The sequence below is a fragment of the Paenibacillus sp. EZ-K15 genome, from assembly GCF_002573715.1.
Classification (GTDB): domain Bacteria; phylum Bacillota; class Bacilli; order Paenibacillales; family Paenibacillaceae; genus Paenibacillus_AQ.
The window spans coordinates 112,964-136,622 of sequence record NZ_PDHM01000021.1; the positions used below are offsets into that span (position 1 = coordinate 112,964).

At 47.8% G+C, this 23,659-nt stretch carries 17 protein-coding genes; 2 read left to right on the forward strand and 15 right to left on the reverse strand.

Translation table 11 applies throughout. From position 1 onward, the window contains the following. Window positions 1-35 precede the first annotated feature (35 nt). Window positions 36-755 (forward strand): LacI family DNA-binding transcriptional regulator, encoded by a 720-nt coding sequence (locus CRG97_RS24585; RefSeq protein WP_343225215.1) that lies wholly within the window; start codon window positions 36-38, stop codon window positions 753-755. An 86-nt stretch (window positions 756-841) separates the two neighbouring features. On the opposite strand, the gene CRG97_RS24590 is transcribed toward CRG97_RS24585, so the two are convergent. The 15 genes from CRG97_RS24590 to CRG97_RS24660 form a co-directional block, all read right to left on the reverse strand. Further along, window positions 842-2,266 (reverse strand): glycoside hydrolase family 32 protein, encoded by a 1,425-nt coding sequence (locus CRG97_RS24590; protein ID WP_098748333.1) that lies wholly within the window; start codon window positions 2,264-2,266, stop codon window positions 842-844. Between the two features lie 2 nt (window positions 2,267-2,268). Beyond that, window positions 2,269-3,924 carry a glycoside hydrolase family 172 protein gene (locus CRG97_RS24595; RefSeq protein WP_098748334.1) on the reverse strand — a complete coding sequence of 552 codons (1,656 nt, stop codon included), beginning with the start codon at window positions 3,922-3,924 and terminating at the stop codon, window positions 2,269-2,271. 81 nt (window positions 3,925-4,005) lie between these two features. Continuing rightward, the gene (locus CRG97_RS24600; protein ID WP_098748335.1) at window positions 4,006-6,285 is read right to left on the reverse strand and encodes a GH32 C-terminal domain-containing protein; all 2,280 of its coding nucleotides are present in this window, start codon (window positions 6,283-6,285) and stop codon (window positions 4,006-4,008) included. Then, the gene (locus CRG97_RS24605) at window positions 6,282-8,747 is read right to left on the reverse strand and encodes a PfkB family carbohydrate kinase (RefSeq protein ID WP_098748336.1); all 2,466 of its coding nucleotides are present in this window, start codon (window positions 8,745-8,747) and stop codon (window positions 6,282-6,284) included. The genes CRG97_RS24600 and CRG97_RS24605 overlap by 4 nt, the downstream gene beginning before the upstream one ends. 28 nt (window positions 8,748-8,775) lie before the next feature. Next, on the reverse strand, window positions 8,776-10,401 hold the full coding sequence (locus tag CRG97_RS24610; protein ID WP_098748337.1) for an ABC transporter substrate-binding protein: 1,626 nt from the start codon (window positions 10,399-10,401) through the stop codon (window positions 8,776-8,778). A gap of 130 nt (window positions 10,402-10,531) precedes the next feature. Further along, window positions 10,532-11,428: a carbohydrate ABC transporter permease gene (locus CRG97_RS24615; RefSeq protein ID WP_098748338.1), complete on the reverse strand. Its 897-nt coding sequence runs from the start codon at window positions 11,426-11,428 to the stop codon at window positions 10,532-10,534. 12 nt (window positions 11,429-11,440) lie between these two features. Beyond that, window positions 11,441-12,397: an ABC transporter permease gene (locus CRG97_RS24620; RefSeq protein WP_098748339.1), complete on the reverse strand. Its 957-nt coding sequence runs from the start codon at window positions 12,395-12,397 to the stop codon at window positions 11,441-11,443. A 177-nt stretch (window positions 12,398-12,574) separates the two neighbouring features. Further along, window positions 12,575-13,543 (reverse strand): LacI family DNA-binding transcriptional regulator, encoded by a 969-nt coding sequence (locus CRG97_RS24625; RefSeq protein WP_076324236.1) that lies wholly within the window; start codon window positions 13,541-13,543, stop codon window positions 12,575-12,577. Between the two features lie 263 nt (window positions 13,544-13,806). After that, window positions 13,807-15,264 carry an ABC transporter substrate-binding protein gene (locus CRG97_RS24630; RefSeq protein ID WP_098748340.1) on the reverse strand — a complete coding sequence of 486 codons (1,458 nt, stop codon included), beginning with the start codon at window positions 15,262-15,264 and terminating at the stop codon, window positions 13,807-13,809. Window positions 15,265-15,334: 70 nt separating this feature from the next. Continuing rightward, complete coding sequence (locus tag CRG97_RS24635) at window positions 15,335-16,231, reverse strand: carbohydrate ABC transporter permease (protein ID WP_098748341.1); 897 nt, start codon at window positions 16,229-16,231, stop codon at window positions 15,335-15,337. Beyond that, window positions 16,231-17,157: an ABC transporter permease gene (locus tag CRG97_RS24640; protein ID WP_098748342.1), complete on the reverse strand. Its 927-nt coding sequence runs from the start codon at window positions 17,155-17,157 to the stop codon at window positions 16,231-16,233. Before CRG97_RS24640 ends, CRG97_RS24635 begins: the two co-directional genes overlap by 1 nt. 34 nt (window positions 17,158-17,191) lie before the next feature. Next, window positions 17,192-18,457 (reverse strand): Gfo/Idh/MocA family protein, encoded by a 1,266-nt coding sequence (locus CRG97_RS24645; protein ID WP_237566573.1) that lies wholly within the window; start codon window positions 18,455-18,457, stop codon window positions 17,192-17,194. Between the two features lie 34 nt (window positions 18,458-18,491). Then, the gene (locus CRG97_RS24650) at window positions 18,492-19,583 is read right to left on the reverse strand and encodes a DUF4832 domain-containing protein (RefSeq protein ID WP_098748344.1); all 1,092 of its coding nucleotides are present in this window, start codon (window positions 19,581-19,583) and stop codon (window positions 18,492-18,494) included. After that, the gene (locus tag CRG97_RS24655) at window positions 19,546-20,889 is read right to left on the reverse strand and encodes an acyltransferase domain-containing protein (protein WP_098748345.1); all 1,344 of its coding nucleotides are present in this window, start codon (window positions 20,887-20,889) and stop codon (window positions 19,546-19,548) included. Before CRG97_RS24655 ends, CRG97_RS24650 begins: the two co-directional genes overlap by 38 nt. Next, window positions 20,867-22,231 carry a DUF4832 domain-containing protein gene (locus tag CRG97_RS24660; protein ID WP_098748346.1) on the reverse strand — a complete coding sequence of 455 codons (1,365 nt, stop codon included), beginning with the start codon at window positions 22,229-22,231 and terminating at the stop codon, window positions 20,867-20,869. Before CRG97_RS24660 ends, CRG97_RS24655 begins: the two co-directional genes overlap by 23 nt. A gap of 352 nt (window positions 22,232-22,583) precedes the next feature. Here CRG97_RS24660 and CRG97_RS24665 point away from each other — a divergent pair, with 352 nt between their 5' ends. Further along, complete coding sequence (locus CRG97_RS24665) at window positions 22,584-23,606, forward strand: LacI family DNA-binding transcriptional regulator (RefSeq protein ID WP_098748347.1); 1,023 nt, start codon at window positions 22,584-22,586, stop codon at window positions 23,604-23,606. Window positions 23,607-23,659: the final 53 nt, after the last annotated feature.

A 23,659-nucleotide genomic window follows, 5' to 3' on the forward strand; every position in this document is an offset into this window, starting at 1 on the left:
AGCTTTTTTAATACTTCCTGCATTTTGCCCAAGTCATCAAACATCAATTAAAAGCGTTGGGATATAAAATTATCTTGCTGGACTTTGAAGAAATCTTCATGAATATCCAGATGGTTGATGGAATCATCGTCAAAGCGACCATAGATACGGAAAAATTTATGCCCAAGTTAATGAACCTTAACGTACCGGTCATTACAATAGGACGCCACAATTTATCTTACGGTGCGCACATGCTCCGCGTCGACGACTACCTAAGCGGTCAGACCGGCGTGAATCACTTATTATCACGCGGCTATCAGAATTTGGTCATATTGACTTATCCGCACGGTCACGTTCCCGGATTCGATGATCGGCTGAACGGAGCCAGCGAGGCTTTGCAGCAGAACGGCAAACTAACGACGGTTATTACAGGGGATATGACGGAAACTTTCGGATACGATACTGTAGTTAACTTGGTCCAAAACAACCAGCTGCCGCAAGCGTTGTTTTGCTTAAATGACATATCCGCCATCGGAGCCTTAAAAGCGTGCAAAGATTTGAACATTTCCATTCCGGATAAACTCGCCGTGTTGGGCGTCGACGACATGCCAACCGTCTCCGAACTGCTAAGCTTATCGACCATACGGCATCCTATCAACGAATTGGCCGAAGCCGCTGCCAAACTGATGATCAAATCGATCGAGTCTGACGGTCAGCGCATCGAACCTGTCGAAGAAGTATTTCCGACAGAACTGATGGTTCGGCGAACCAGCTAGGTTGTTTTCTAGGAATGCAATCCGACAATTTAATTCAAAAAAGTCGAGCAGGGAACGATGAGGTCCCCTGCTCGACTTTTTCTATCTTATCCTCTGGTCTCGATTTTAACATCGCTGAATTGAGCACTGCCCTGACTGACAAACAAACCGAGCTTCCCATGCTGGATATCGTACATTCTGGCACTCATCGCTATGTTCTCATCCACGTAAATCTCACAAATCGAGCCGTCTATAAACACTTTGATTTCGTAAGAACGTTCCGGAATAAGCTCAATCGGACGCTCCAGCTCTACCTCATAAGGGAATGTCTTTCCGCCCTCTTCCGACTGCATAATCGCCCCCCGGAAGGTAAGGCGGTTTCGTTGCGGTTCCAGCGTGACATAATAGGCCACATCCAAGGTGTCTTCTGTTCGGAGCATGAACCCAACACCTTGCGTTTGCTCGGAGAATGAAACACTCGCGGATATCTTGCATTGATCCGGCAATTCCTCCCGGGTCGTACAGCCAGCAAACCCATACGGCAACTGACAGGAGAGCGAGCGACCCGAATCGAGCCACGCTCCCTCAACACGGTTAAAACGCATGGGCATCGGTTCTTTAAATGCAGCATCGACCGTATCTGGCACTTTGACGCCGAGGGTGCCATCCGGACGCTGCACGATTTCATGCACGATCAGATTACCGCCCCAATCCCAAGTGTCGTAATCCTTGCCAAGGGACTTGGGCGGATTCCAGCCGAATAAATCGTCGTTTTTTGTCGGATTCCAACCGAACAGGTAACGATTCTGTCCGTCAGCCACGGATTTGGCCGCATAGAAAGCCCGCCCGTCAAACGTATCCTCTTTCGGGGTAATCCAAGGGCCATTCAGACTACGGCTCATTCGGTAAAATGTTGCAAATCTTCCCGTATAAGAGGAGTAGATCAAATACCACCAATCCCCGATCCGGAACAAATCGGGGCATTCGTGAGCCCCCACGTGCAGATTCGGCGCGTACAGGGGTTCGCGGTACTCCCAGGCTTTCAGATCCTTGGATGACAGCAGCGCGGTGCACCCTTTCCGATTGGTCGGCCCTTTCGCCATCGCCGAAAGCAGCATCCAATATTGGCCTTCTTCTTCATTCCAGAACACGAAGGGATCGCGCCAATCGGAAAGCTCATAGATGCGGTCGTCAGCTGCAAAGGTATCCTCGGGAATGGGCTCCCAGGTCTTCAAGTCTCTGCTGATCGCATGACATACCAGCTGCTTGCCCGGTGGGAATATGCAATAGAACATATGGTAGATACCGTCCACTTTCAGAATATGACCGGTGCCGCCTTCTATCTTACAGGGTCCTTCTTCCCGATAATTGACGAAGTCCTTCGTTCCAACAAGATACCAGCCGTGATCAAGGCCCTCCCGGTAGTTATCCCGCCAGCCGTGCAGATAGAACAGCTTAAACTCCCCGTCTTCATAATAAGGAATAACGTCCCCTACCCAGGCGTTCTCCGGTCGATAGAAAAATTCCTTCATCTTCATCCCTCCTGATGGTTTAAGTGGCTTAATCGTTCATCCAAGGAAACGGGCATGTACGCATCGCTTGTGCCCCGCTCCTGATACCAGTAAACGGTGGCGGCATACACACATTGGTTATTGGCGCCCCAATGATTCCCCTTGTATTTCTCAATAAATCCCTCAAAGGAGTTCATGAAGGGAATATTGTCGCAAATATGAAATCGGTTGACTGAGGTATGTCCGTTCGCATCCAGTTCGATGTACGGCTGGCTGGCGAAGGCACTGTCAAACATCGGGAAAGGCGGCTCGGCCGCCCAGGCATAGCCAATATAATCCTCGCTGCCGGTTCCGAACGTTGATGGAAAGGATTCGCCATCCACGAAAAACTTCTCGTCTCCTTCTCCCCACCACCAGTCAATCGTTTTTCGATCCCAAAGCCCGTACCACCAGGTTTCGGCTTCCTCATCCGGTTTCTCCCAAGTATTGTACACATGCAGATGAACGCCGCAGAACCTTCCCCGGCCTTTCGTCAGCAGCAGAGGCCAATCCGGCCAGCGATCTCCGCCTTCCTTGAAGCGCTCCGCATCCAGATCCAGATAATCATCCCGATGCCATTTGGAATGAAAACGCAGGAGGTTGTCCGCATGAGACTTGGATAGAGGAGTATACAAGATCTCCGCCGAAATCTCGCATGCCTCCCTCCCGTCATTTTCAATTTCAATCCTCGCCCCTTCCGAGAACGGCATGTACCAATAACTGTACATTTCATGTTCATTCATACCGAGAGGCAGAGAGCGGTACGGCTTGATCCCGGGCGCACTGCCAAAAAAATCGCCCAACGGAGCCCATACGGAAGGGGTTTCTTCATTGTCCCATTTCATCGAGATAGCCAATTGCCTAGCCATGATGAGCTGCTGTTCTTCGCTTTTTCGTCCAAGGTCTGTCCTCATCCGGATCATGGAAATAGCGCCGGCCCCTTGTTTATCCAAAAGCAACGCTTTGCCGCCTGCTGGTACGGATACCGTAACGCTTTCGGCAGAGGACTCTTTAGTTTTCATAAACGAGTACGTTCCTCTTTGCTGTAAAACCCGGTCTGCTTCAGCCAAGGCAATAGCCGACTCCTTGTCGATGCCGCCATTAAAGGACGGCAGTTGGACCCCAGCAGGGAAGGTGGTGTAGGTTATGTGATAATAAGCACCCCAACCTTTATCCAGCAGCACCTTGCAGTGTTTTTGAAACGGGATGGGGATGAAGCAGTTTCTTCCACGAGACAAAGTAGGCGACAGATTCGGAAAATTAGATGGCGGCCCTTCCTGATTGAATTTTTCAAAATAATCTCGGAAGGGCTGATCAATCACGGGGGTATCGGCATGATCAACATAAATCCGGATATGTCCATCCTCGGGAAGCGCGGACCAGAATCTCCAGATGACGCCGGGACCGTCCAGTTCCATGGCGACGATGCTGTCTCCTTCCTTATGAATGAAGCCTCCTCCGTCATCATTGGCGCCCCAATTCTCGTATAAGCCTGACTCGGCATTATAAATAGAGCTCCGGTCAAAGCTTGAGAAACACCCCGATTTCTCATCGGCCTGCGGTGGTACAGCCAGAGCTTCCAGATCATATAATCGCTTCACGAGGTCTTGATACGTATAAACCTGCTCAGTTTGATTCATGTTAGTCTCTCCTTTGTACCTGCACGTTTCTTGGTCATCTGTCCCTTTACCCAAATGGTAAGGAGCGCCTAAGCGCTCACATTACCAAATGGCCTGCATATCCCATATATCCAAGGATTTAACCACTAGTTCCCCGTCTCCCCAAATCTCAAGCCCCAAAGCATCCTTACGGCTCGGATACACCCGGGTCGTCAGGCTTTTCAATCCGTTAACATAGGCTTCGACCATGGAGCGGTCCAAATAAATGTGAAGCTTTAGATTCTCCCCTAAGAGCTCCACATTGCCGCCCTGAATTCCTCCGCACTTTTCTCCCGGGTGAAGCGTGGTTTTGGTTCGGTCGACAGAGAACGTGGATTGGTTCATATCATAAAACAGCAGGGTCTCTTCTTCTCCATCCGGTGTACGCCGGATCTTGATTCCGAATTGTTTGGCGCTGCCCGGTTCCATTTCCAATTGGATCTCAAGCATATCGCCTTGAACATCCTGAAGCCGTTCATTAGCCTCAGCCAATGATTTATCCCGGAGCGATAGCCGTTTGGAGCCACGCAGCGATTGAAGCTCCTGAATCGGCTCAATACCCAACCGTCCATCCTCCCTCAGATACACGCTTAGCGGCAAACCGGCGTTATGAGCCCAACCCGATTGATATTCCAGTTCGAGGGTCCGGTCGCCTTGGGCTATTGTAAATATGATCTTTCTGCCAGTCTTCGGATCGACCATTCCGCTCGGGCCGGTAAAATGAAAATCACCAACATCAATCAATTGCGGTTCCTCTTGATCCGGAATGAATGATAGATTTTGCTTGTCAAGCTGCCCGATCCAATAGAATACCTCGACATCCGCTCCCTGTCCCACAGGGCTGACCAGTAAAAGATGCTTGTCCACTCCCTGCTTATCGCTGCCAAGGGGAAGAAGCACGGGAAGCTCCCAGATGGGTCCAAGATAAGGAAACTTCTGGATATCCGCTTGAAACAATGGCCCTTTGTATGTCCAATTCAGCATATCCAAAGACGCAAAAGCCAGCGCTGCTCCACCTTCGCCTTCGATCCCGGACCCGACCAAAGCAAACCATCCGTCATCGTCCTTCCACACGAACGGGTCCCGGAAATCCCCGAATACGCCCACACCCTTCTTCTGTATAATCAACGGCACCGGATGCTTGACCCAATGAACCAGATCCGGATCTCCATCCCGGGAATAGGTACTTCGTGCAAGCGCCACGCTCTGATTCGGCGAAGCACTGTCATTACCCGCCGTAAAGAACAAGACAGGCAGGCCGTCTGCATCATAGGTCGCGCTTCCCGACCAGATCCCATCCGGTGCGAGCTGATCTTTTTCAGGAGCTAATGCCACAGGAAGATCACGCCAATAAACCAGGTCCTCGCTTACCCAATGTCCCCAATGAATGTGATAAAAAAATGGCCCAAGAGGGTTATGCTGATAGAATAGGTGGTATTGACCATCAAAATAGATCGGCGCGTGGGGTTCGTTCATCCAATGCGCCGGCGGGCTGGCATGATACTGCGGTCTGTGTCGATCCAGAAGCAAAGGTGTCCGATCCAACTTGATCTCATCATACGTTAATTGCGGATGGGCTCCCCCGCAGGCATCATTCAAGACTTGCCGATAAGATTCGGCAATCTCCTCCGAGCTCAAAGCACGATTATAAATCTTGAGTTCATCCATGATACCGCTAAACATGTGAAGACTAAACACGCCCGCCCATTGGCTGCTGTGATTATTTTTGCCGATGAGTAGTTCCGTATCTACCGGTTCGGCCAACCGGGAATTACGAGGTAGCTCAGCCGAAGCGATTTCACTACCGTTTAAGTACAATTTCATTTTCCCTTGCTGCCCATCAAACACAGCATTTACGTAAGACCATTTGTTTTTGGGCAGTTCAAGACCGTCCGGCGACCAAAGTTCCTTCCAGTCTCCTCCTTCCAGCCCGATTTGGAAGGACCAGGAGCCATGACGAAACATGCCCAGCAGATAACCCTGCTGACGATCCATGTTGTAGCGGTTCACAATAGCTGACAACTTACCTTCAAACCCCCATTCATAGGAACGGGGAGCTACCCATACTCCGATACTCAGTGCTGATCGATATTCTGTCTCCCGGTCCGCATCTCCCTCTTTGAACGGATGGGCAATGTATGTCGAGTAACCATCGAACAGGAGCCCGCTTCCCATGACTCCCTGTCCCCACTGCGGATCGCAGGATTCCGTAAACTCGGCTTGATTCAATACGTACTGAATATCATCCCGTACTTGAGAAATACTCTCCACAGCATTGGCTCCGGTTCCTTCATCGAAGGGCCAATACATCATCAGCCCCTGATTGTCGGATGTTTGGCTCATGCCTCATCCCTCCCTGATGTCTGTTCTATGTTGTAATTGGAAGCATGAATAGACCGAAGCGCATGGACATGGAGCGAATTCAGCACAACCTGCCCTGATTCCGTACTTATTGATATCTTATCAATCGTGGTTTCCGGGAAAATTTGATCCGTGAGAACAACCAGGCCTTCGTTCGCATACACTTCAACCGCATTGCGATCCAGCCAGATATGCAGCTTGATTTTCCCATTTTCCGGAACCAATTCGGCGCCATGCTTGCACGCAAACGACGGGTGAAAGTCCGTCATGCCTGATTTGGAACGGTCGATGAATAGCCATTGGCGCACAGGATCATATCCGATTGTCGTCTCACTCTGCCCGGACGATTGCATTTTGATATAAACCTCGCCCGCGGATTGAATATCGATGTCCGCTTCAATTTCAAGCAAGTCATCCTTCGTCTTCAGCATGTAAGGTGACTCAGGCGCAACCATGAGCATATTCCAGTTCCTCGACTCTTTCCGTAGCTGCTCGATTTCCCGGACAGGCATTTGGGTTAGCACGATGCCCTCATCCCGATGGGTCAATGACAAAACGCGCGGTAGCGTCGCTGCGCCTCTCCAGGCACCGGTAGGCGTCTCGTTGGCATATTTCCAGTTGCTCATCCATCCGATGATCACGCGCCGTCCGTCTTGCTCAGGTATATCCGACCAGGTGACCCCTGCATAGTTGTCCCGACCATAGTCCAGCCACATGATATGATCAGCCGAATTGTCGTTTATGAATGTATTTCCGTCAAACTCTCCGATAAAATATTGTGTGCGTGATCCTTCCGGACAGGAGGGATTATCCCCAATGCTGATGACAAGCACCCATTTGGAATGCCCACTGTCATCGATCGGCAATTCAAAGAGATCCGGGCATTCCCAAACACCGTCATGCGAGCCTTCCTCATGGCCGAATTCCCCTGTAAGCGACCAATCACGCAAGTTTTCCGATCCATAAAACCGAACATGGTCCCCGGCGACAATGGTCATAACCCACCGCTCACTTTGTGCATGCCAGAACACTTTCGGGTCCCGGAAGTCTACCAGATCAGGTTCGGCAAGAACCGGGTTCCCCTCATATTTGTGCCAGGTTCTGCCTTTATCACTGCTGTAAGCCAAGCTTTGCCGCTGGCGCGGCTGCCCGGTCTCTGGACATGTGTCCGCATGGGTAAAAATCGCAATCAATCCATGGGTGCCCGCGAACAGTCCACTGCTGTTATTAAAATCAACCACACAGCAGCCGGAAAAAATGGCTCCGTGCTCGTCTGGGAACAGAGCGATAGGCTCATGCTGCCAGTGAATTAGATCATGGCTTACGGCATGGCCCCAGTGCATCGGCCCCCATTGATTACTAAAGGGATGGTGTTGATAAAACAGATGATATTCTCCCTCGTAATAGACTAATCCGTTCGGATCGTTCATCCAATGGGATGGAGGCGAAAAATGAATTCCCGGTCTAAATCTCTCATCCATCTCTTTATTTGACTCCATGATCTTATTGATTTCATCTATCGTCGGCATTGACTGAAGAGCCCCTTTCCGTGTTGTCACTAATGCACCGCCAGCATTGGCAAAAGTCAGCATGCTGATGATTTGCTGTTTTTCTAGTTTATTTAAAGAAATATCGCATTCCAGTATTTTGTATAACAAGCAGCCGAGAAAAGCGTCGCCGGCCCCCGTCGTATCGATGCTATTCACTTGGAAACCCGGGACATAACCTTCATGAGCAGCCGACCGGTAATAGCAGCCTTGTTCAGCTAACGTAACGACAATGAAGGCGATGCCGAATTGTTGCTGTAACATGAGTGAACCTTTTTCAACATCGGATATACCCGTGATAAAGCAAAGCTCTTCTTCTGATATTTTCAAGATATCTGCATGCTTCATGCCCCACAGGATATTCTGCTTCGCTTCCTCCATACTCTCCCATAACGCAAACCGGATGTTCGGATCGAATGAAAGCAGAACTCCAGCCTCCTGGGCCTTAACGACTGCCGCTCTTGTTGCCATGCGTGCCGGCTCATGGGTCATCGACAATGAACCAAAGTGCAGCGCCCGGCAGTTCCCAATCCACTCGAGCGGGACATCCTCTGAACGCAACAAGGTATCCGCTCCCGGCTGCCGGTAGAAGCTGAACGATCGGTCTCCGCTGTCACCCAAATGGACAAATGCCAGCGTTGTTTTGGCTTCATCCGTAAACGAAAGCGCGCTCACGTCGACCCCGCAGCTAAGCAACGTGCCTTGCAGCAACGAACCGAAGTGATCCTTGCCAACCTTGCTGATCAAAGCAGATTTGGCTCCTAAACGGGCTAGTGCGGCTGCGACGTTAGCCGGAGCCCCTCCGGGATTGCATTCTAACTGCTCGTTGCCCCCGGCTGTACGCCCTGCCGGAGTAAAGTCTATCAATAATTCCCCAATGGCTATTACATCAAGCACAGCTTCTCCCCACCTGTCGTTTGATTATTTATCTATTTAGATTTGCGTTATAACGATCCAGTCCATTTTGATAAATCTCCATCAACTCGTTCAAGCCCATCTTCTCCAGGGTCTTCACATAGCTGTTCCACTGTTCATCTACGCCGCCATCAACAATGAATTTTCCTCGTTGGGTATTGACATATTTAATCAATTCGGGCTCAATTCGATTGATTTTGTCCAGTTCCTCCGGCTCAAAGAAGATACTCGGATAGTTTTCCTTTTCCATATAGGGATCGTAATATTTCTCCAAGTCTTTAACGCGCTGCTGGGCTCTAGGCTCCAGATCAACTACTTTTCCCAAATCTTCGATCGTAATGACGCCAGGGCCGCCTGCACCCGGAGCCACTTTTTGACGGAATTCGCCTGCGGAAGTCCCCTCAGAAAGCGGCAGGTTCACCAATTTCCCATTCTCGTCCTTCTCGAATACGATATCCAGCGGACCCCAGTGGATTTGAGCAGCCATGTATGGCTCATACTGCTGATCGATCCAACGCATCGTAATTTCCGGATTCTTGTTCTCTTTTGTAATCACGAAAGCGCCGCGTCCTGGACCGCCACCGTTGCCGCGACCGATCAATTGATCCCCGTTCGGTCCTTTGAGCGGAGACAGCAAAGCATAATCCTCACTTCGCTCCGGTCCGACCACCTCATCGACTTCCCACCAGATATAAGAGCCGAGTGTTTCGATTGTTGTTTTCCCTTTAGCCAGATACTGAGCGGCGTCCTGAGTAAACGATTCAGGGTCAATCAAGCCCTGCTTATACCATTTTTCATGGAAATATTTCAATGCTTCCTTATATTCAGGCTGCGTAGCGGTAAAGATCACCTTTCCGTCGCGGACGATCCGATGTTCCATGTTATCCGGAAGTCCGAAAGCTCCAAATATGCCAGCGATGTCCATACACCATTGCATGTGCATAAAGCTTAACGGAATTTCGTCGGCCTTGCCGTTACCGTTTGGATCCTGCGTTTTAAAGGCAGCTAATGCTTCCGTATATTCATCCAGTGTCTGCGGCATTTTCAGCCCCAGCTTGTCGAGCCATTTTTTATTGATAACGTGAAAGAAAGGGTTCGTTCCAAGATTGTTCTCTTCCCAAGAAGGCAGTCCGTAAATATGCCCATCCGGTGCCGTGATCGAGGACTTGATGTCAGGCCGGCGATCTAAGAGCGCTTTCAAATTAGGCGCATATTGATCGATTAAATCCTCCAGCGGAAGGATCGTGCCGTCTGTACCGTAATTCACCAGCTCGTAATCAGAGAATCCGGCTCCGTAAAAAGCGTCCGGTAGGTTGCCGCTGGCCAGCAGCAAGTTTTTCTTCTCTGTAAAGTCGGTGTCCGGAATGTTCTCCCACTCGATCTTAACGTTGGTTTCCGCTTCCAACCGCTTGAAAATTTCCATCTGCGAATACTCCGGCGCCAATGCGGCTTTCGGGGATACCATCTTTAACGATACCGGTTCATTCACAATCGGAAGACCCGTTTTGTTAAAATTGGCAGCCTGATCAGGATTATCTGCCTGATTTTTGGAGCCTCCACCGCCTCCTGAACATCCACTCAGCGCAAACGCTCCGGCCAGTATAAGAATCCCCGCTCTTTTGAATACAGATTTCATCGTACATAACCTCCCTCAAGATCATTCCACAAGTTGGATATCTTTCATCGTCCTACTTACTTCTGTATTTACCTGGATTCAGATATATCGATGCTGCTGCACATCCCCCCTTTCAAGTACCATGACAACATTATCCCTTGATCGAGCCGATCATTACGCCCTTAACAAAGTACTTTTGAAGGAAAGGATACAAAATCAGCAGCGGCAGACTGGATACAATGATGACACCGTATTTGATCAGCTCCGTAACTCGCATCTTCGCTGCGTAGGACTCCACGTCCACCATCATGCCGGAGTTCACCTGATTCTGGACGAGAATGTTGCGAAGCACGAGTTGCAGCGGATATCTACTTTCGTCATTCAAATAGATCAAAGCATCAAAGAAACCGTTCCAGAAACCGACGACATGATACAGCACCATGACGGCTAAAATGGACTTGGATAAAGGCAATACAATGCTCCAAAAAAATCGGGTGTTGGAACAACCGTCAATCGAAGCAGCTTCCCACATTTCATCAGGTATAGAGGACTGGAAAAAAGTCCTTACGATAATGACATTCATGATGCCGCCGGCACCTGGGATCACAAGTGCCCAGATCGTGTTCAGCATGTGAAGATCCTTGATTAACAAATACGTAGGGATCAACCCGCCGCTAAAAAACATGGTGATCAATAAAAACCACATGATAACAGGTCTTCCAACCAGATCCTTACGGGCTAACGGATAAGCGGCAAATACGGTAACCGCTACTCCGATCAAGGTTCCAATACCCGCGTACAACAGGGAGTTGGCATACCCGATCCAAATGGAGGAGTCGTTGAATATTCGTTCATAGCCATCGAGCGTGAAGCCCTTGGGAAATAACCATACTTCCCCCGAATAGATTAGATTGGGATCACTGAATGAAGCAATCAGCACAAAATACAGCGGAAATAATACGATCAGCATAACTACGGTCAAGAAGAAATAGTTGATGGCATCGAACCATGCGTCTCCTCTGCTTTTTCTCTTTAATAATTGGTTCAAAGTGAATCCCCCCTACCAAAGACTGGTTTCCGTTAATTTTTTGGCGATCCGGTTGACGGTTACAATCAGGATGATATTGATGACGGAGTTAAACAGCCCGACGGCCGTGGAAAAGCTGTACTGCGCCTTCTGAATCCCCAATTCATATACATAGGTCGGAATAATATTCGAAGTCGCATAGTTCAGATCGCTTTGCATAAGAAATGCTTTCTCGAAACCGATGCTCATGACGTTCCCGAGTGCGAGAATTAACAGAATGACAATGGTTGGCAAGATGGACGGAATGTCCACGTACCATACACGCTTCCATTTACTTGCTCCATCCATAATCGCGGCTTCATGCAGTTCGGGATTAACCCCAGCAAGCGCAGCCAGATATATAATCGTGGCGAAACCGGTCTCTTGCCATATGCCTGACAAAATGTACAATGGACGGAACCATCCCTCGTCAGCCATGAATAGAATGGGTTCTCCACCGAACCAGGTAATGATGAGGTTCACGAGACCACTGTTTGGCGATAAAAAAACATGCAGCATACCGACGAGCACAACGGTAGAAATAAAGTGCGGTGCATAAATGACGGTCTGGATAAATTTCTTGTATCGCTTGCCCAGCATCTGATTCAGCATGATCGCGATAATAATCGGAGCCGGGAAGCTGAACACAAGCGATAGAAAACTGAGTGTTAGCGTATTTTTCATGATGGTCCAGAAGTTATAAGAATTAAAAAAATCAATAAAATGCTGGAAACCCACCCATTCGCTGCCCCAAATGCCCTGGCTCGGTGAAAAATCCTTAAATGCAATTTGTACTCCGTACATCGGATAGTACTTGAACAGGAGGTAAACCAGAATGATCGGCAGCAGGAACAGATACAGCTCATAGTTGCGTTTGACTCGACTCCAAGTTTTATGATTTTCTTTGATCAAGGGTTGTTCTCCCCCGGAATCTCGTGAAATCACCGTCATACTCCCTTTCTTCGTAAAATAATTGCATGTTATTGAAACGTTTCCAATTTAATTGAAACGTTTCCAATTTTCCATGAGAAAAACGTCACCCGGTTAATCCACCGGTGAAACAGCCGTGGCAGTTGATGTTTTTCCAATACTTATTAAAGGGTAAAGCCTTTTTATTCTGAGGAACAATCAAGTCGTTTCACCTTGTCTAAATATGACCGGAAGACGATAAACTTCCCGGTCCAATGTTTCGCCATCGATCTTTTTGTAGAGCAGCCGGATCGTCGTACGTGCCATCTCCTCTACAGGTTGTCTGATCGTTGACAATATCGGATGGAAATAAGGATGATCCTGAATCCCGTCATATCCGATGACCTTTACATCCTCTGGAACGCGAATGCCCAGCCTACCTGCTCTCTCGATATACTTGGCGGCGAACATATCCGTAATGGCAAAAATGCCGTCCACGTCCCGATACTCATTAAGAAACTCGCCATAATAGGCATCGTCGTCCACAACGGGGTCTGTCTTCTCATATACAACATAATCGACTCCCATTGTTCTGGCCTCCTGAATGAAGCCTTCTTTCCGATTCATGGTTTCACTGAAAACGGAAGTGATGCTCCCCAAAAAGGCAGGTTTTCGGGATCCCGCTTTGACAAGTTCTCTTAACGCCAGACGCCCTCCTTCATAATTATCCGAAGTGACGCATGTGATTTTCTTGTTGAAATGCCTGTCGATACTGACAATCGGAATGTCATTGCTAACGTAATTTTCAATATCGTTGTAAGTAATGCCGACAATACCTGCCACTTTGTTTTGCTGAAGCATATCAAGATAATACAATTCCTTTTCAGGTTTGCCGCCGCTATTGCAAAGCATGAGCTTGAAACCTTCCCGATCCAACTCATCTTCAATATAATAAGCCAGTTCGGAGAAAAAGGGATGCCAGATACTCGGGAGCAGCAAGGCTACCATCTTGGACTTCCGCATTTTAAAATTTCGGGCAATCTCATTAGGAATATAATTCAACTCTTGTATGGCCTGCTCGACTTTTCTGCGCGTTGCGGGTTTAACGGCGCCCGAATTGTTAATGACGCGGGACACAGTTCCCACAGCTACGCCAGCTAAATTGGCAACATCTTTAATACTAGACATCTAACCCCCCACTTATTCTCTCTTTTATGGAAATCATCATAACACCAAATTGGAAACGTTTCAATATCTTTTTTGGAAACGCTGTCGTCATTCTAACAGGGGGAACTTTGGCAACATTCTTAGCATGTTGATTACGTTTTAAAAAACTAGAGCGGCAGGGTCAAATTAGACCCTGCCGCTCTCTTACAGGTTTCGGATAGCCATGTTTCCATAGGCAGATTCGTAGTCTCCTTCGAATCTATGGGTCGACACGGTATACGCATTTATTTCCCCGCCAAAAACTCATCCAACTGACGCTGAATTTCAGCGACATAGTCATCAATGCCCGCGGCCTTCAGCTTCTCGATGGCTTTGGGATACTCTGTCTCAAAATCGATGAAACCGGAACGTATAGCAGCTAAATCCTTGCCCGCAATTTCTTTCAGAGCCGTCTCGATTAACTTGACCTTCTCATTGTTAAATCGGAAGCCCAATGAATCGGATCGGATAGCCTTTTCATCCCAGCTCTTATACTTATCGATGGACTCTTGGGCCACATTCGGCCCGAACAATTGATAATTTTGGTTTCTAAACATCCATTCATAGAAGAATTCGCTAGCGGTGAGCTTATTGATTCTTCCATCTACAATCTCGTAATCCTTGCCTTCGACGCCATAGAGAGCAAACAGATAATTCTCCTGGGATTTATAAATCCAGTTCACGAACTTCATGGCGCCTTCCGGATTAGGAGCATTCACAGGTATGCCCAGCACCTCTCCGCCTGCAGCAGTCACATAACGCGGTTTATCCTCGGCTAACAGGTATGTTTTAACCTCGGCATCCGGTGCATTGGCTTTGATGGCATCAATAATTTCCATTTCCTTGCCCAAAGAGCCTTCAACCCATAAATATAAGCCTGTCTGCATACGGGAGTCTCTCTCGTTGTATTTGATAGTCAGATCCTCTGTATATAACCCCGCATCATACATGCCGCGGTTAAACTTCGCGACTTCCTGGAACGCTTCCGTTTCATAGTAGCTGTATGCTTTTTTGCTGTCTTCCCCGAATACGACCAAATCTTCTACGGCGATCCAGTTATATTGTTCATCGCTAAAATATCGGGTCAACGGTTTAAAGACAATATCGGCGGGCCCCTTCATTTCAGGGAATTTCTCTTTCGCCCTGGTTGCGAATTCCTTTAAATCGTCAGCTGTCTTCAAGTCGGTCATCCCCACCGCTTCGAGAATATCCTGACGAACGGCCACCAGCTGGTACATGGCGGAGGACGGTGCATATGCGGATGGAATGCCATGAATCTTACCATCGATCGTTGCCCCCTGAAGCTGTTCCATCGGCAGAACTTTTAACATATCCTGACCATATTTCTCGATTAAATCATCCAATACCATGGCTTGTTTCTTGTTGACAATGGTAGAAAGATCCGGGAGACCGTCCCAATATAAATCGATCGGTTCGTTGGCTGCCAGCATGATATCTTTTTGTTCCCAATACTGGGCCCACGGCACAAATGTGACTTCGACCTTCAAACCCAGATCGGCGGCCATCTTCTCGGCAAACTCGTTGCCCAGAAATTCGCTCATGCGATCGCTTCGCTCCCCCGGATACAAGATCGTAACGGTTTCGAGCTTGGCTGCCCCCTCTTTTTTACCGCTGCATCCTGCCATAACCGAAACGGACGCCATCAATAAGACCAACAAGATCAGCATTGTCCTTGCTTTCATGAAAGACCCTCCCTAATAAAATGGTTAATCTATGTTAAAAGCCGGTATCGGCCAGTAACCACGCAGGTGTCTATTCTTTGACGGCCCCAGCCATAATCCCGTGCACGAAGTATTTTTGAATGTAAGGGTAGAGGAAAATGATCGGGCCGATCGTAATGACCGTAATGGCCATCTTCACGGTCTCCGCAGGCAGTGTGATGTTGCCTGATGCCCCTGATGGAATTCGTCCGGAGCTTATCGCATTGACGTTCGACAGGATGTTGTAGAGGAAATATTGGAGCGGAAATAAATCGCGATCATTGATAAAAATCAGAGCATGCCACCAATCATTCCAATATTGAAGCGCATACATTAAACCAACCGTCAACAGCGCAGTCTTGCTTAACGGAAGGGCTATTTTCACATAGATCGTAAAATAATTGGCGCCGTCCATCTCGGCGGCTTCATATAAAGATGGAGCGATGCTTGCAAAATACGTGCGCATCAGAAACATATTCCATACGCTGAATATAGAAGGCAGGATCAAGGCCAGAATGCTGTTCTTCAGTCCATAAAAGTTGACGCTGACCATGTACCAAGGAATCAGTCCGGCCGAGAAGATAATCGTGAAATTGCTGATAAAGGCGAGTACGTTGCGGTATTTCAGCTTTTTGATGGATAGGGAAAATGCAATCATGCTGGTAATCAGCAGGGCCCCTACCGTCCCAACGGTGGTTACAAACAGGGTCACACCGTAGGATTTCAGTATTTTCATCCCACTATTAACAAAGATATATTTATAGGTATCCAGGCTTGGGCTCAAGGGGAAGATCGAATAGCCGTTTCTCGCAACCGCCTGTTCCGAAGAAAAGGATACGCTTAAGGTTAAAACAAGGGGATACAGACACACGAGCGCGAATAAGCCAATGAATCCATAGGCACAGGCTATCACCAGTTGATCGCCAAGCAATCTATTCTTTTGTCTCATCAAAATAGACCCTCTCCATCATTTATTTTCTTAGCCGATTGGTTTGCAGCCGTAATCAGGATCAATCCCATCAAGGACTGAAATAACCCAATGGCCGTAGAGTAGGAAAAGCCCAGCGTACGCATCGACTGATAAACATAAGTATCGATGACCGTTACTTCTTCAGCCAAGACCGGGTTGTTGCCCACAATACCGTAAATCATGCCAAAGTCCCCGTAGAAGATCCTGCCGACGCTCAGCAAGCTCAAGACAATGATGGTTGGTTTCAGCATGGGCACGGTCAAGTAAAAAATCCGCTGCAATTTGTTGGCGCCATCCACCTTAGCCGCTTCGTACAAGCTTCCATCAAAATTGGACATCGCCGCCATATAGATAATGGAACTGTACCCGCTCCATTTCCAGACGCTCGACAGAATGATGATCCATTTCCAATACTTCGGCTCCGAGTACCACCTGATCGGCTCTGCTCCGAAGAACTCCAGAATATGATTAGCAACCCCAACATCTGTAGAGAAGATCCCATACAGAATCGCCCCCACAACGACCCACGAGATGAAATAGGGAAAAAACATCATGCTTTGAGCAACTTTTTTGTAGGTTTTATGCCGGATTTCGTTGATCAGAATGGCAATGCTGACAGGAATGATAATGCCTAATATGAGACCAAAAAAGTTGATGTACAGCGTATTATAGGTAACCTTCCATCCCATGCTGTTTTCCGAGAAAAAGTATTTGAAATTGTCCAGACCCACAAATTTACTGCCGAAGATGCCATCAACCACATTAAAATCGGTAAATGCCATCCATATTCCTGCAAAAGGGATATAGGAGAACATCATCAGCACAATCAGAGCAGGCACGCACATCAGATACAGTATTCTGTTTTTCTTTATTTCATCTAGAAACCCCTTAACCACTGAACCCATTCCATCATCACGACCTTTGCATTGTGATTAACGATTAAGCTAACATGCTCTGCTGCAGTCTCTCCTTAAGTTGATCCAGATCAATCACGGTTCCGGTCATTCTGGCCTCTTCTGCTGCATACGCCATGATATGACTTTCGACGGACATGTCGATGGAGGATCTGCTGCTGAAGTCGGCGTTCCCCACATTATCCAAGAAGTCGATCATAAGACCTGTGTCGCCGCCATTATGTCCGCCGCTCATGGCTGCTGGCCGAATGACCGTTTGCTGACTGGCTTCAGCCATATTGGAGTTAAATCGAGTGACTTCAATGACATTCAAGCTGTCATCCCCGCGAATTTCCCCATGCTCACACATGATTTTGAGCGTGCGGTACATTTTATTGGTAAATCCGCTCAAGTTAAACGTTGCCGTAACCCCGTTCTTAAACTCGATAATGGTTACCTGATGATCACACACATCATTGTCCATCCGATAAACGCAGCGTCCATAAGGACTTGTTTCCAACGCCTTCATAAGTCCCGCTTCGGACTGATCCACCGAAATGGCTGTAGCCGGCCATTGTCCTCTGACGGGCATATAGGCTTTTCTTGCATCGAATCGGCAATCTTCAGCGGCCTTGCAGTCCAAGCATCGTTCAGTGCTTCCAGCAGGTGCATTCTCCTCTTTAAAATAAGTCAAGTTGCCATAGGAAGAGATCCGTTTCGCTTGACTATCCACCAGCCAGGCTAGAATATCCATGTCATGGCAGGACTTCTGCATGATAATCGGACTGGCCAGGTCGCTTCTCCTCCAGTTACCTCTTACAAAGGAGTGTGCCATATGGAAATTACCGACATTCTCGTTATGCTGAATGGTGATCACTTTACCGAGCTCATGACTATCAATGATTTTCTTAATCTCTGCAAAAAAATGGGTGTAGCGGAGCACATGACACACAATCACTTTCCGGCCTGTTTCATTGGCTTTTCGTTGTATTCTCAAGCTTTCTTCAGGACTTGGTGAAATGGGCTTTTCCAACAAAATATCATAGCCAAGATCAAGTGCCTTCATGGTTTGGTTATAATGGTCCCGGTCCATGGAAGAAACAATAACGGCATCGCCAATTTTACCGAGTCGATAAAATTCATCTACGGATTTAAATTGTTTCTCCAGAGGAATCTGAAACTCATCCGCTGCCGCCTTTCTTCTGCTGTCATTCGGTTCAACGACCGCAACAATTTCCTCGCTTTGATATGCATGCCTTGCGTAGATCATGCCTCTTTGTCCTGCGCCGATTAATGCTAACTTCAAATCCATAACCTCCAACAAACTCGTATTTGTCCTAAACGATCTACTCCTGTTCTGGAACCACAGGATCTTCCAAGGGATAATATCCTTCCGGATAATAAGTGTCCCAAATATTTTTCAGCGGATCCTCAGCGGATATTTCGACTTGTATCGCGCCTGCCTCATAATACCCATCCTGTTGCGGATTCTGTATATGTAGGGGGATATACGAGCGGTCTTCGAAATAGAGTGCTATACTCAGCGTATATTTTCCTGGTAACATATCCTTCAAGGGGATCATCTCGTTATGGACAAGATCCCCGGTTAACCAGGAATGCGTGGCTGCGTGCAGGGGATATTCATAGGAAACCTCCTCCTGCTTTAACTGCACCCATAACTGAAATTCCCGATAAATTCTGGAACTGCCCGCGTTGACAAACCAGAGTCGCAGCGGCAAGCTCCCACGACTATATACCGTTTCCGGATAAGTCAGTCTGCGTAAAGTTAGATGATATCCAAGCCCTATATTCAGATTGGAGAGGCCGGCGTGCCAGCGATATGCCTCGCGTCTGGTATGAGGACCGCAAACATCATCGGTCACATGAAGGACCACCTGGTAGCGCTTCCATATCTTCTGCAGTTTGTGTTTGGCAAAAGCCTCACAGCATTCGATCCAATTCGCCTCACTGCACTTCACCAGCAGGCCAAATCCACGACTGTGTTCTCTTAAATGTTGAATCAGTCTATCATTCTGCAGTTCAGCTAGCAGCGTCTGCGTCTCAAATGACTCCATATAAGCGTTCCATTCTTCCTTACTATCAGCTAAGGTTGATATCAGAACGGCTGTTAAGCGTCTGTCGGAGTCGATATAACTCCCTACTTTTCGGACCAAAGCCGCAAAACAATCAGGTGCGTAATCCGGAGCCCAGACCGGCAATTCCGGTACCAGGACAAGAATGGGATTTTGGGCCGTATGCAATGCTTCATGGATCGCTTCAAGTCTGTATTCTCCTCGAACCGGCTCAAGCGCTCTCCAGGAAAAGGAGACGTATTCGAATGGATCCTGGCTTGCATCATGCTCGCTATTCGATAAGGGTTGCGGTCGGATTTTTACGGTTTTATACTTCTCGTAGTTTTCGAGCGAGTATTTCCCCATCCTCTTCTCTCCTTTGCAAATGGCTATCAACGGTTTTATGGAACTGCTCGATATCTGCATCGGCTATATACGGCCGGCTGCCAATCTTTTCGATATCTTCCCTCAATACAATCATGCTTAATGTGTTAAAACGGGCTCCCGTTTCCATATACGCCGCTGCTGCTTTTTGTAGTGAGGTTGTATATTCGCCTGGGCTTCGGACCGGATCTGCCTTCCAGTCCCCAAAGGCTTCAAAACGCAGCATGCCGTCCCCTTCCATGGTCGGATAATTATAGAATTGTCGTTGAACGAGGACAATATTGCTTTTTTCAGGGTCCAGGATAAGCGACAGCCTTGTATCATAGAGCCAGCTTGAGCTCCAGAAGCCTTTGATGGATAACTCGGGAAAGTATCGGTCATAGAATGCAGCAGCCATCTCCATGGAATTCTTCAACCTGTCCGGTGTGTACCCGGGGCCAGATGGAATGTGAAGGGCTAACAGCGTATCCCCTTTTTGAAGTACCGGCTCCCATTCCTTCTTAAGGATCGGCGTTGTTTCTCTTTCAACGAATCCCATGGGATTTATCCGATTAGCGATGACAAACTCGGCATTCTCGTGCCATTCTGAGGTGAAGTTTCCTTGAAGATCATATACATCATTGATGCCATTCCGTTGTCCATCCCTGCGAAATTCTTCGCCTGCGTGCCGAAGGGCAATAACCTCCTGCGTGTCCACATGACGGAACATGGTGAAAGGATCCTCGAATCGGTAGGGGATAAAATAAAACCGGTCTAACAGAAAGATGGAGCAGGTATAAAAATTCATCACCCATGGAAAATCATGAACCTTGGCATCGCCGTGCAACACCAATTTTTCCAATTGAAGCTTCAGGGGCTGTTGAGGGATCTGCTCGTAGTAGGCTTTAGGTACGGAACGCGCCTCCAGCATGTTCATGGAAGGAACAACGCAGGCCAGCAGCAAAAGAAAGGAGTATAATTCTCCGTATTGCTCCATGCATCCCGGTGTCATATTCGTATAATGAGTCTCATCACAGCGATTGCGCAATGTGCACATATCATCTACCAAAAATTGGGTAAAGCGAAATAGTACGGCGTCCTTTTCTATCGCCTCAACCCCATGAACCAGCCATTGGCGGGTAGGTTCAGGAATTTGATAATGCTCAAAGATTCCAGACAAGAACTCCCGCGGGATGAGATGGGGCTTGCTATCCGGTTTATATCGATGATATTTGGCTTCCAACCCTTCTGGCAGGTAATCAAATTTGCAGATTGCGATACACTCGTTAAAATTCAACAGACTCTCCATTTCCTTTTCTCCCCCGTTCAACGATTAGCTTGCCCATCGGGTAATAGCCGCCCTTGTTTCCCTCAATCGCCAGCTGGATATTCCCGATTCCCTTAACCCCGGTTTCGATGCCAATCTCCAAATGATATTCGCCTTCGGACATATTACCGGGTAAATGGAAACTTTCTTCCCAAGCAATATCTTCGTCCGGCAGCCACTCCCTAATATCCTCTCTGCTGCGCAGCGTATAGGTTTGATCATGGCCGGTAAGCCGCACGACCAGCGGATAGTGATTATAGATCGGGGCCACTCCTACATTAGCCCACAACGCACTGATATTTAGCTGACCACCCGCATTCACCATCGAATCGTACGTGAACTTCCTCAATTCAAAACGGTATCCCATCTTGTTCAGCCAAGCCTTGACCTTCTCTTTCCACGGTTCGGGGACTACCGTTCCCTTGTTGTTAAAGGAAGAAATATGCCACTTCAGCGTTTCGTGAATGATATAATCGATATCCCAGCCCTGAAAATACCAATCATGCATGTGCCAGCATGCTTCAAATAGAATCGGAGCCTTCTCCCAAGCATCGCCCATCTTGAAATTCTGAATATTCTGAGGATAGAAATCCGTCATATGAGACCACTGTTTTCCATGAAAGCCGCCCATATCGCCCAAGCAATCGACGCGAAAGCCCACTTTGGCTTTGCGCTCCTTCATGATGCTGATCGACAGGGGATCATGCAGCAGAGCTTGGAGCGGGGTTATTTTAAACCCATCCAAGTAGGCATCTGTAATGCGCTTAATGGCCTTCGGCTTTAAAAACTCCGTTCCGCCGCCTTCTCCCCAGGCCCCTACAATCGTCAAATCAACCGAGCTTATGACCGGGTGTCCGTCAAACCGTGCGGCAAACGCCTTGATAAAGTCAGACCAATACAACACATAGGGTGTTGTCTCAGGGTCTACTCTCCAAAACGGAAAGTCGGGTTCTTCCGGATGTTCCGCACGATACCAAGCTGGTATATCATCTTCTTGGCTTAACGCGTATGGGGAACAACGAACCACGGCCGTACAGCCTAGCGATTTGGCGTAGTCCAGCCTCTCCTCAAGAACTTCCCACCTGTACTCCCCTTGGCGAACTTCCAAGTCCCGCCAGCGCACGCTGCAGAAATACACTTTGCTGTCGGGATGATTGTACGTTCTGCTATCTTCCGTGAACTTATATTTCTTCTGCTCTTCCCCTCGGTTGTCGCAGATCCGATCCGGGTCCCCCATTAACCCCGGTGCTGCTGTAAAACCAATGCCCGGGTTGTTTAGGATGTCTTCTAAAATCATGGGGTAAACGGTTACAGCTTTGTTCATGTTCTAATCAGCCCCCCGCCGCCTGCTCAAACGCCGCTGTTTTGTTACGTTAATTTTACGTAACAAAACAGCGTAAAATCTTGTAACGTTTCGTGACTTCATGTTATATCATCCATGCATATCCTTGCAATAATAATTTTGAATTTTTAAAAAAATTCTAGTAACATTGCACGATAGGAACATGTTATGATTGATTTTAATCATGAACGCTTGTAAACTTAGAATGTAACGGAATCACGCAACAAATTAACGCAACAAATCAACCAACAGGTCCATCATTGTTTACCATGTGACATTCCTATAAACTTTAAATGGTGACTATTCGTAACTAAAAAGGAGAATGTGTTTATTTATGAGTACCATTCGGGATGTTGCTAAATTAGCAAATGTATCTACTGCCACCGTATCCAGAGTGTTAAACAATGATACGAAATATAAAATTACGGACGAAACCCGGGAACGCGTTTGGCAGGCGGTTACGCAGCTGAACTATAAAATCACTTCAAGTCCCAAGCGAAAAGTTTCAACCAAGGATCATTCCGATAGCAAGTCGCATATCAAAATCGGTTGTGTACTAAGCGTAACAAAAGATAAATACAACGACCCTTATTTCATGTCGATCTTATCCGGTGTGGAAGAGCGACTGCTGAGTGCGGGATATAACATTTCCTTTATCCGGACTGGAATTGAGCTGAATGATAGCAAGATCTTATTCAATACATTCAGCGAACCGATTACCGGTCTGATTCTTATGGAATCGTTGAACAGTGAAACCTATGAGTATATACGCAAGCAGGTCCCTTATATCGTGGGGATTGATACCGAGCGCGGGGATATCGATAATGTCGGCTATGATCATTACAATGTTGCTTCGATGGCCGTCAACCACCTCATTGAAAAAGGCCACACCCAGATTGGTTACATCGGGGGAAGCGGATTAACGAATAACCTGAAAGACAGCCGCCGTTACCGAGGCTACTACGCCACCATGCATGCTGCCGGAATGTCGGTGAATCCCGATTGGGTTATTGATTGCATGTGGGATGAAGCGGTCTGCATTGAACAAATCAATCATTTATGTAAGACCAAAAATTGCCCGACCGCCTTCTTTGCAGGCAGCGATCTAATGGCCATGGCTGCCCTCAACGGCTTGTATAACAACGGCATTGCCGTTCCTACTGAAGTGGCTGTCATGGGTCTATCCAATATCGAGGTGTCCAAGTATTCCAATCCGCCTCTATCAACGATCGATGTACCGACAAAAGAAATCGGCATGGTTGCCGTCGACAACCTGATCGACAGAATGAACGGAAATCAACTACTGCCCAAGAAGGTGATTTTGCCTACCCGTTTGGTCGTACGCAGTTCCACTTAATAACTGCGGCGAAGACTGAAATGAATATGCTCATTACCCCATAGACCCACTGC

What these genes read in the sequence shown, in the direction of transcription:
- CRG97_RS24625 (WP_076324236.1), bottom strand. Translation starts at nt 13,543, where the DNA reads ATGTCTAGTATTAAAGATGTTGCCAATTTAGCTGGCGTAGCTGTGGGA.
- CRG97_RS24635 (WP_098748341.1), bottom strand. Translation starts at nt 16,231, where the DNA reads ATGAGACAAAAGAATAGATTGCTTGGCGATCAACTGGTGATAGCCTGT.
- CRG97_RS24610 (WP_098748337.1), bottom strand. Translation starts at nt 10,401, where the DNA reads ATGAAATCTGTATTCAAAAGAGCGGGGATTCTTATACTGGCCGGAGCG.
- CRG97_RS24665 (WP_098748347.1), top strand. Translation starts at nt 22,584, where the DNA reads ATGAGTACCATTCGGGATGTTGCTAAATTAGCAAATGTATCTACTGCC.
- CRG97_RS24645 (WP_237566573.1), bottom strand. Translation starts at nt 18,457, where the DNA reads ATGGATTTGAAGTTAGCATTAATCGGCGCAGGACAAAGAGGCATGATC.
- CRG97_RS24650 (WP_098748344.1), bottom strand. Translation starts at nt 19,583, where the DNA reads ATGGGGAAATACTCGCTCGAAAACTACGAGAAGTATAAAACCGTAAAA.
- CRG97_RS24655 (WP_098748345.1), bottom strand. Translation starts at nt 20,889, where the DNA reads ATGGAGAGTCTGTTGAATTTTAACGAGTGTATCGCAATCTGCAAATTT.
- CRG97_RS24620 (WP_098748339.1), bottom strand. Translation starts at nt 12,397, where the DNA reads ATGACGGTGATTTCACGAGATTCCGGGGGAGAACAACCCTTGATCAAA.
- CRG97_RS24630 (WP_098748340.1), bottom strand. Translation starts at nt 15,264, where the DNA reads ATGAAAGCAAGGACAATGCTGATCTTGTTGGTCTTATTGATGGCGTCC.
- CRG97_RS24640 (WP_098748342.1), bottom strand. Translation starts at nt 17,157, where the DNA reads ATGGGTTCAGTGGTTAAGGGGTTTCTAGATGAAATAAAGAAAAACAGA.
- CRG97_RS24660 (WP_098748346.1), bottom strand. Translation starts at nt 22,231, where the DNA reads ATGAACAAAGCTGTAACCGTTTACCCCATGATTTTAGAAGACATCCTA.
- CRG97_RS24595 (WP_098748334.1), bottom strand. Translation starts at nt 3,924, where the DNA reads ATGAATCAAACTGAGCAGGTTTATACGTATCAAGACCTCGTGAAGCGA.
- CRG97_RS24600 (WP_098748335.1), bottom strand. Translation starts at nt 6,285, where the DNA reads ATGAGCCAAACATCCGACAATCAGGGGCTGATGATGTATTGGCCCTTC.
- CRG97_RS24590 (WP_098748333.1), bottom strand. Translation starts at nt 2,266, where the DNA reads ATGAAGGAATTTTTCTATCGACCGGAGAACGCCTGGGTAGGGGACGTT.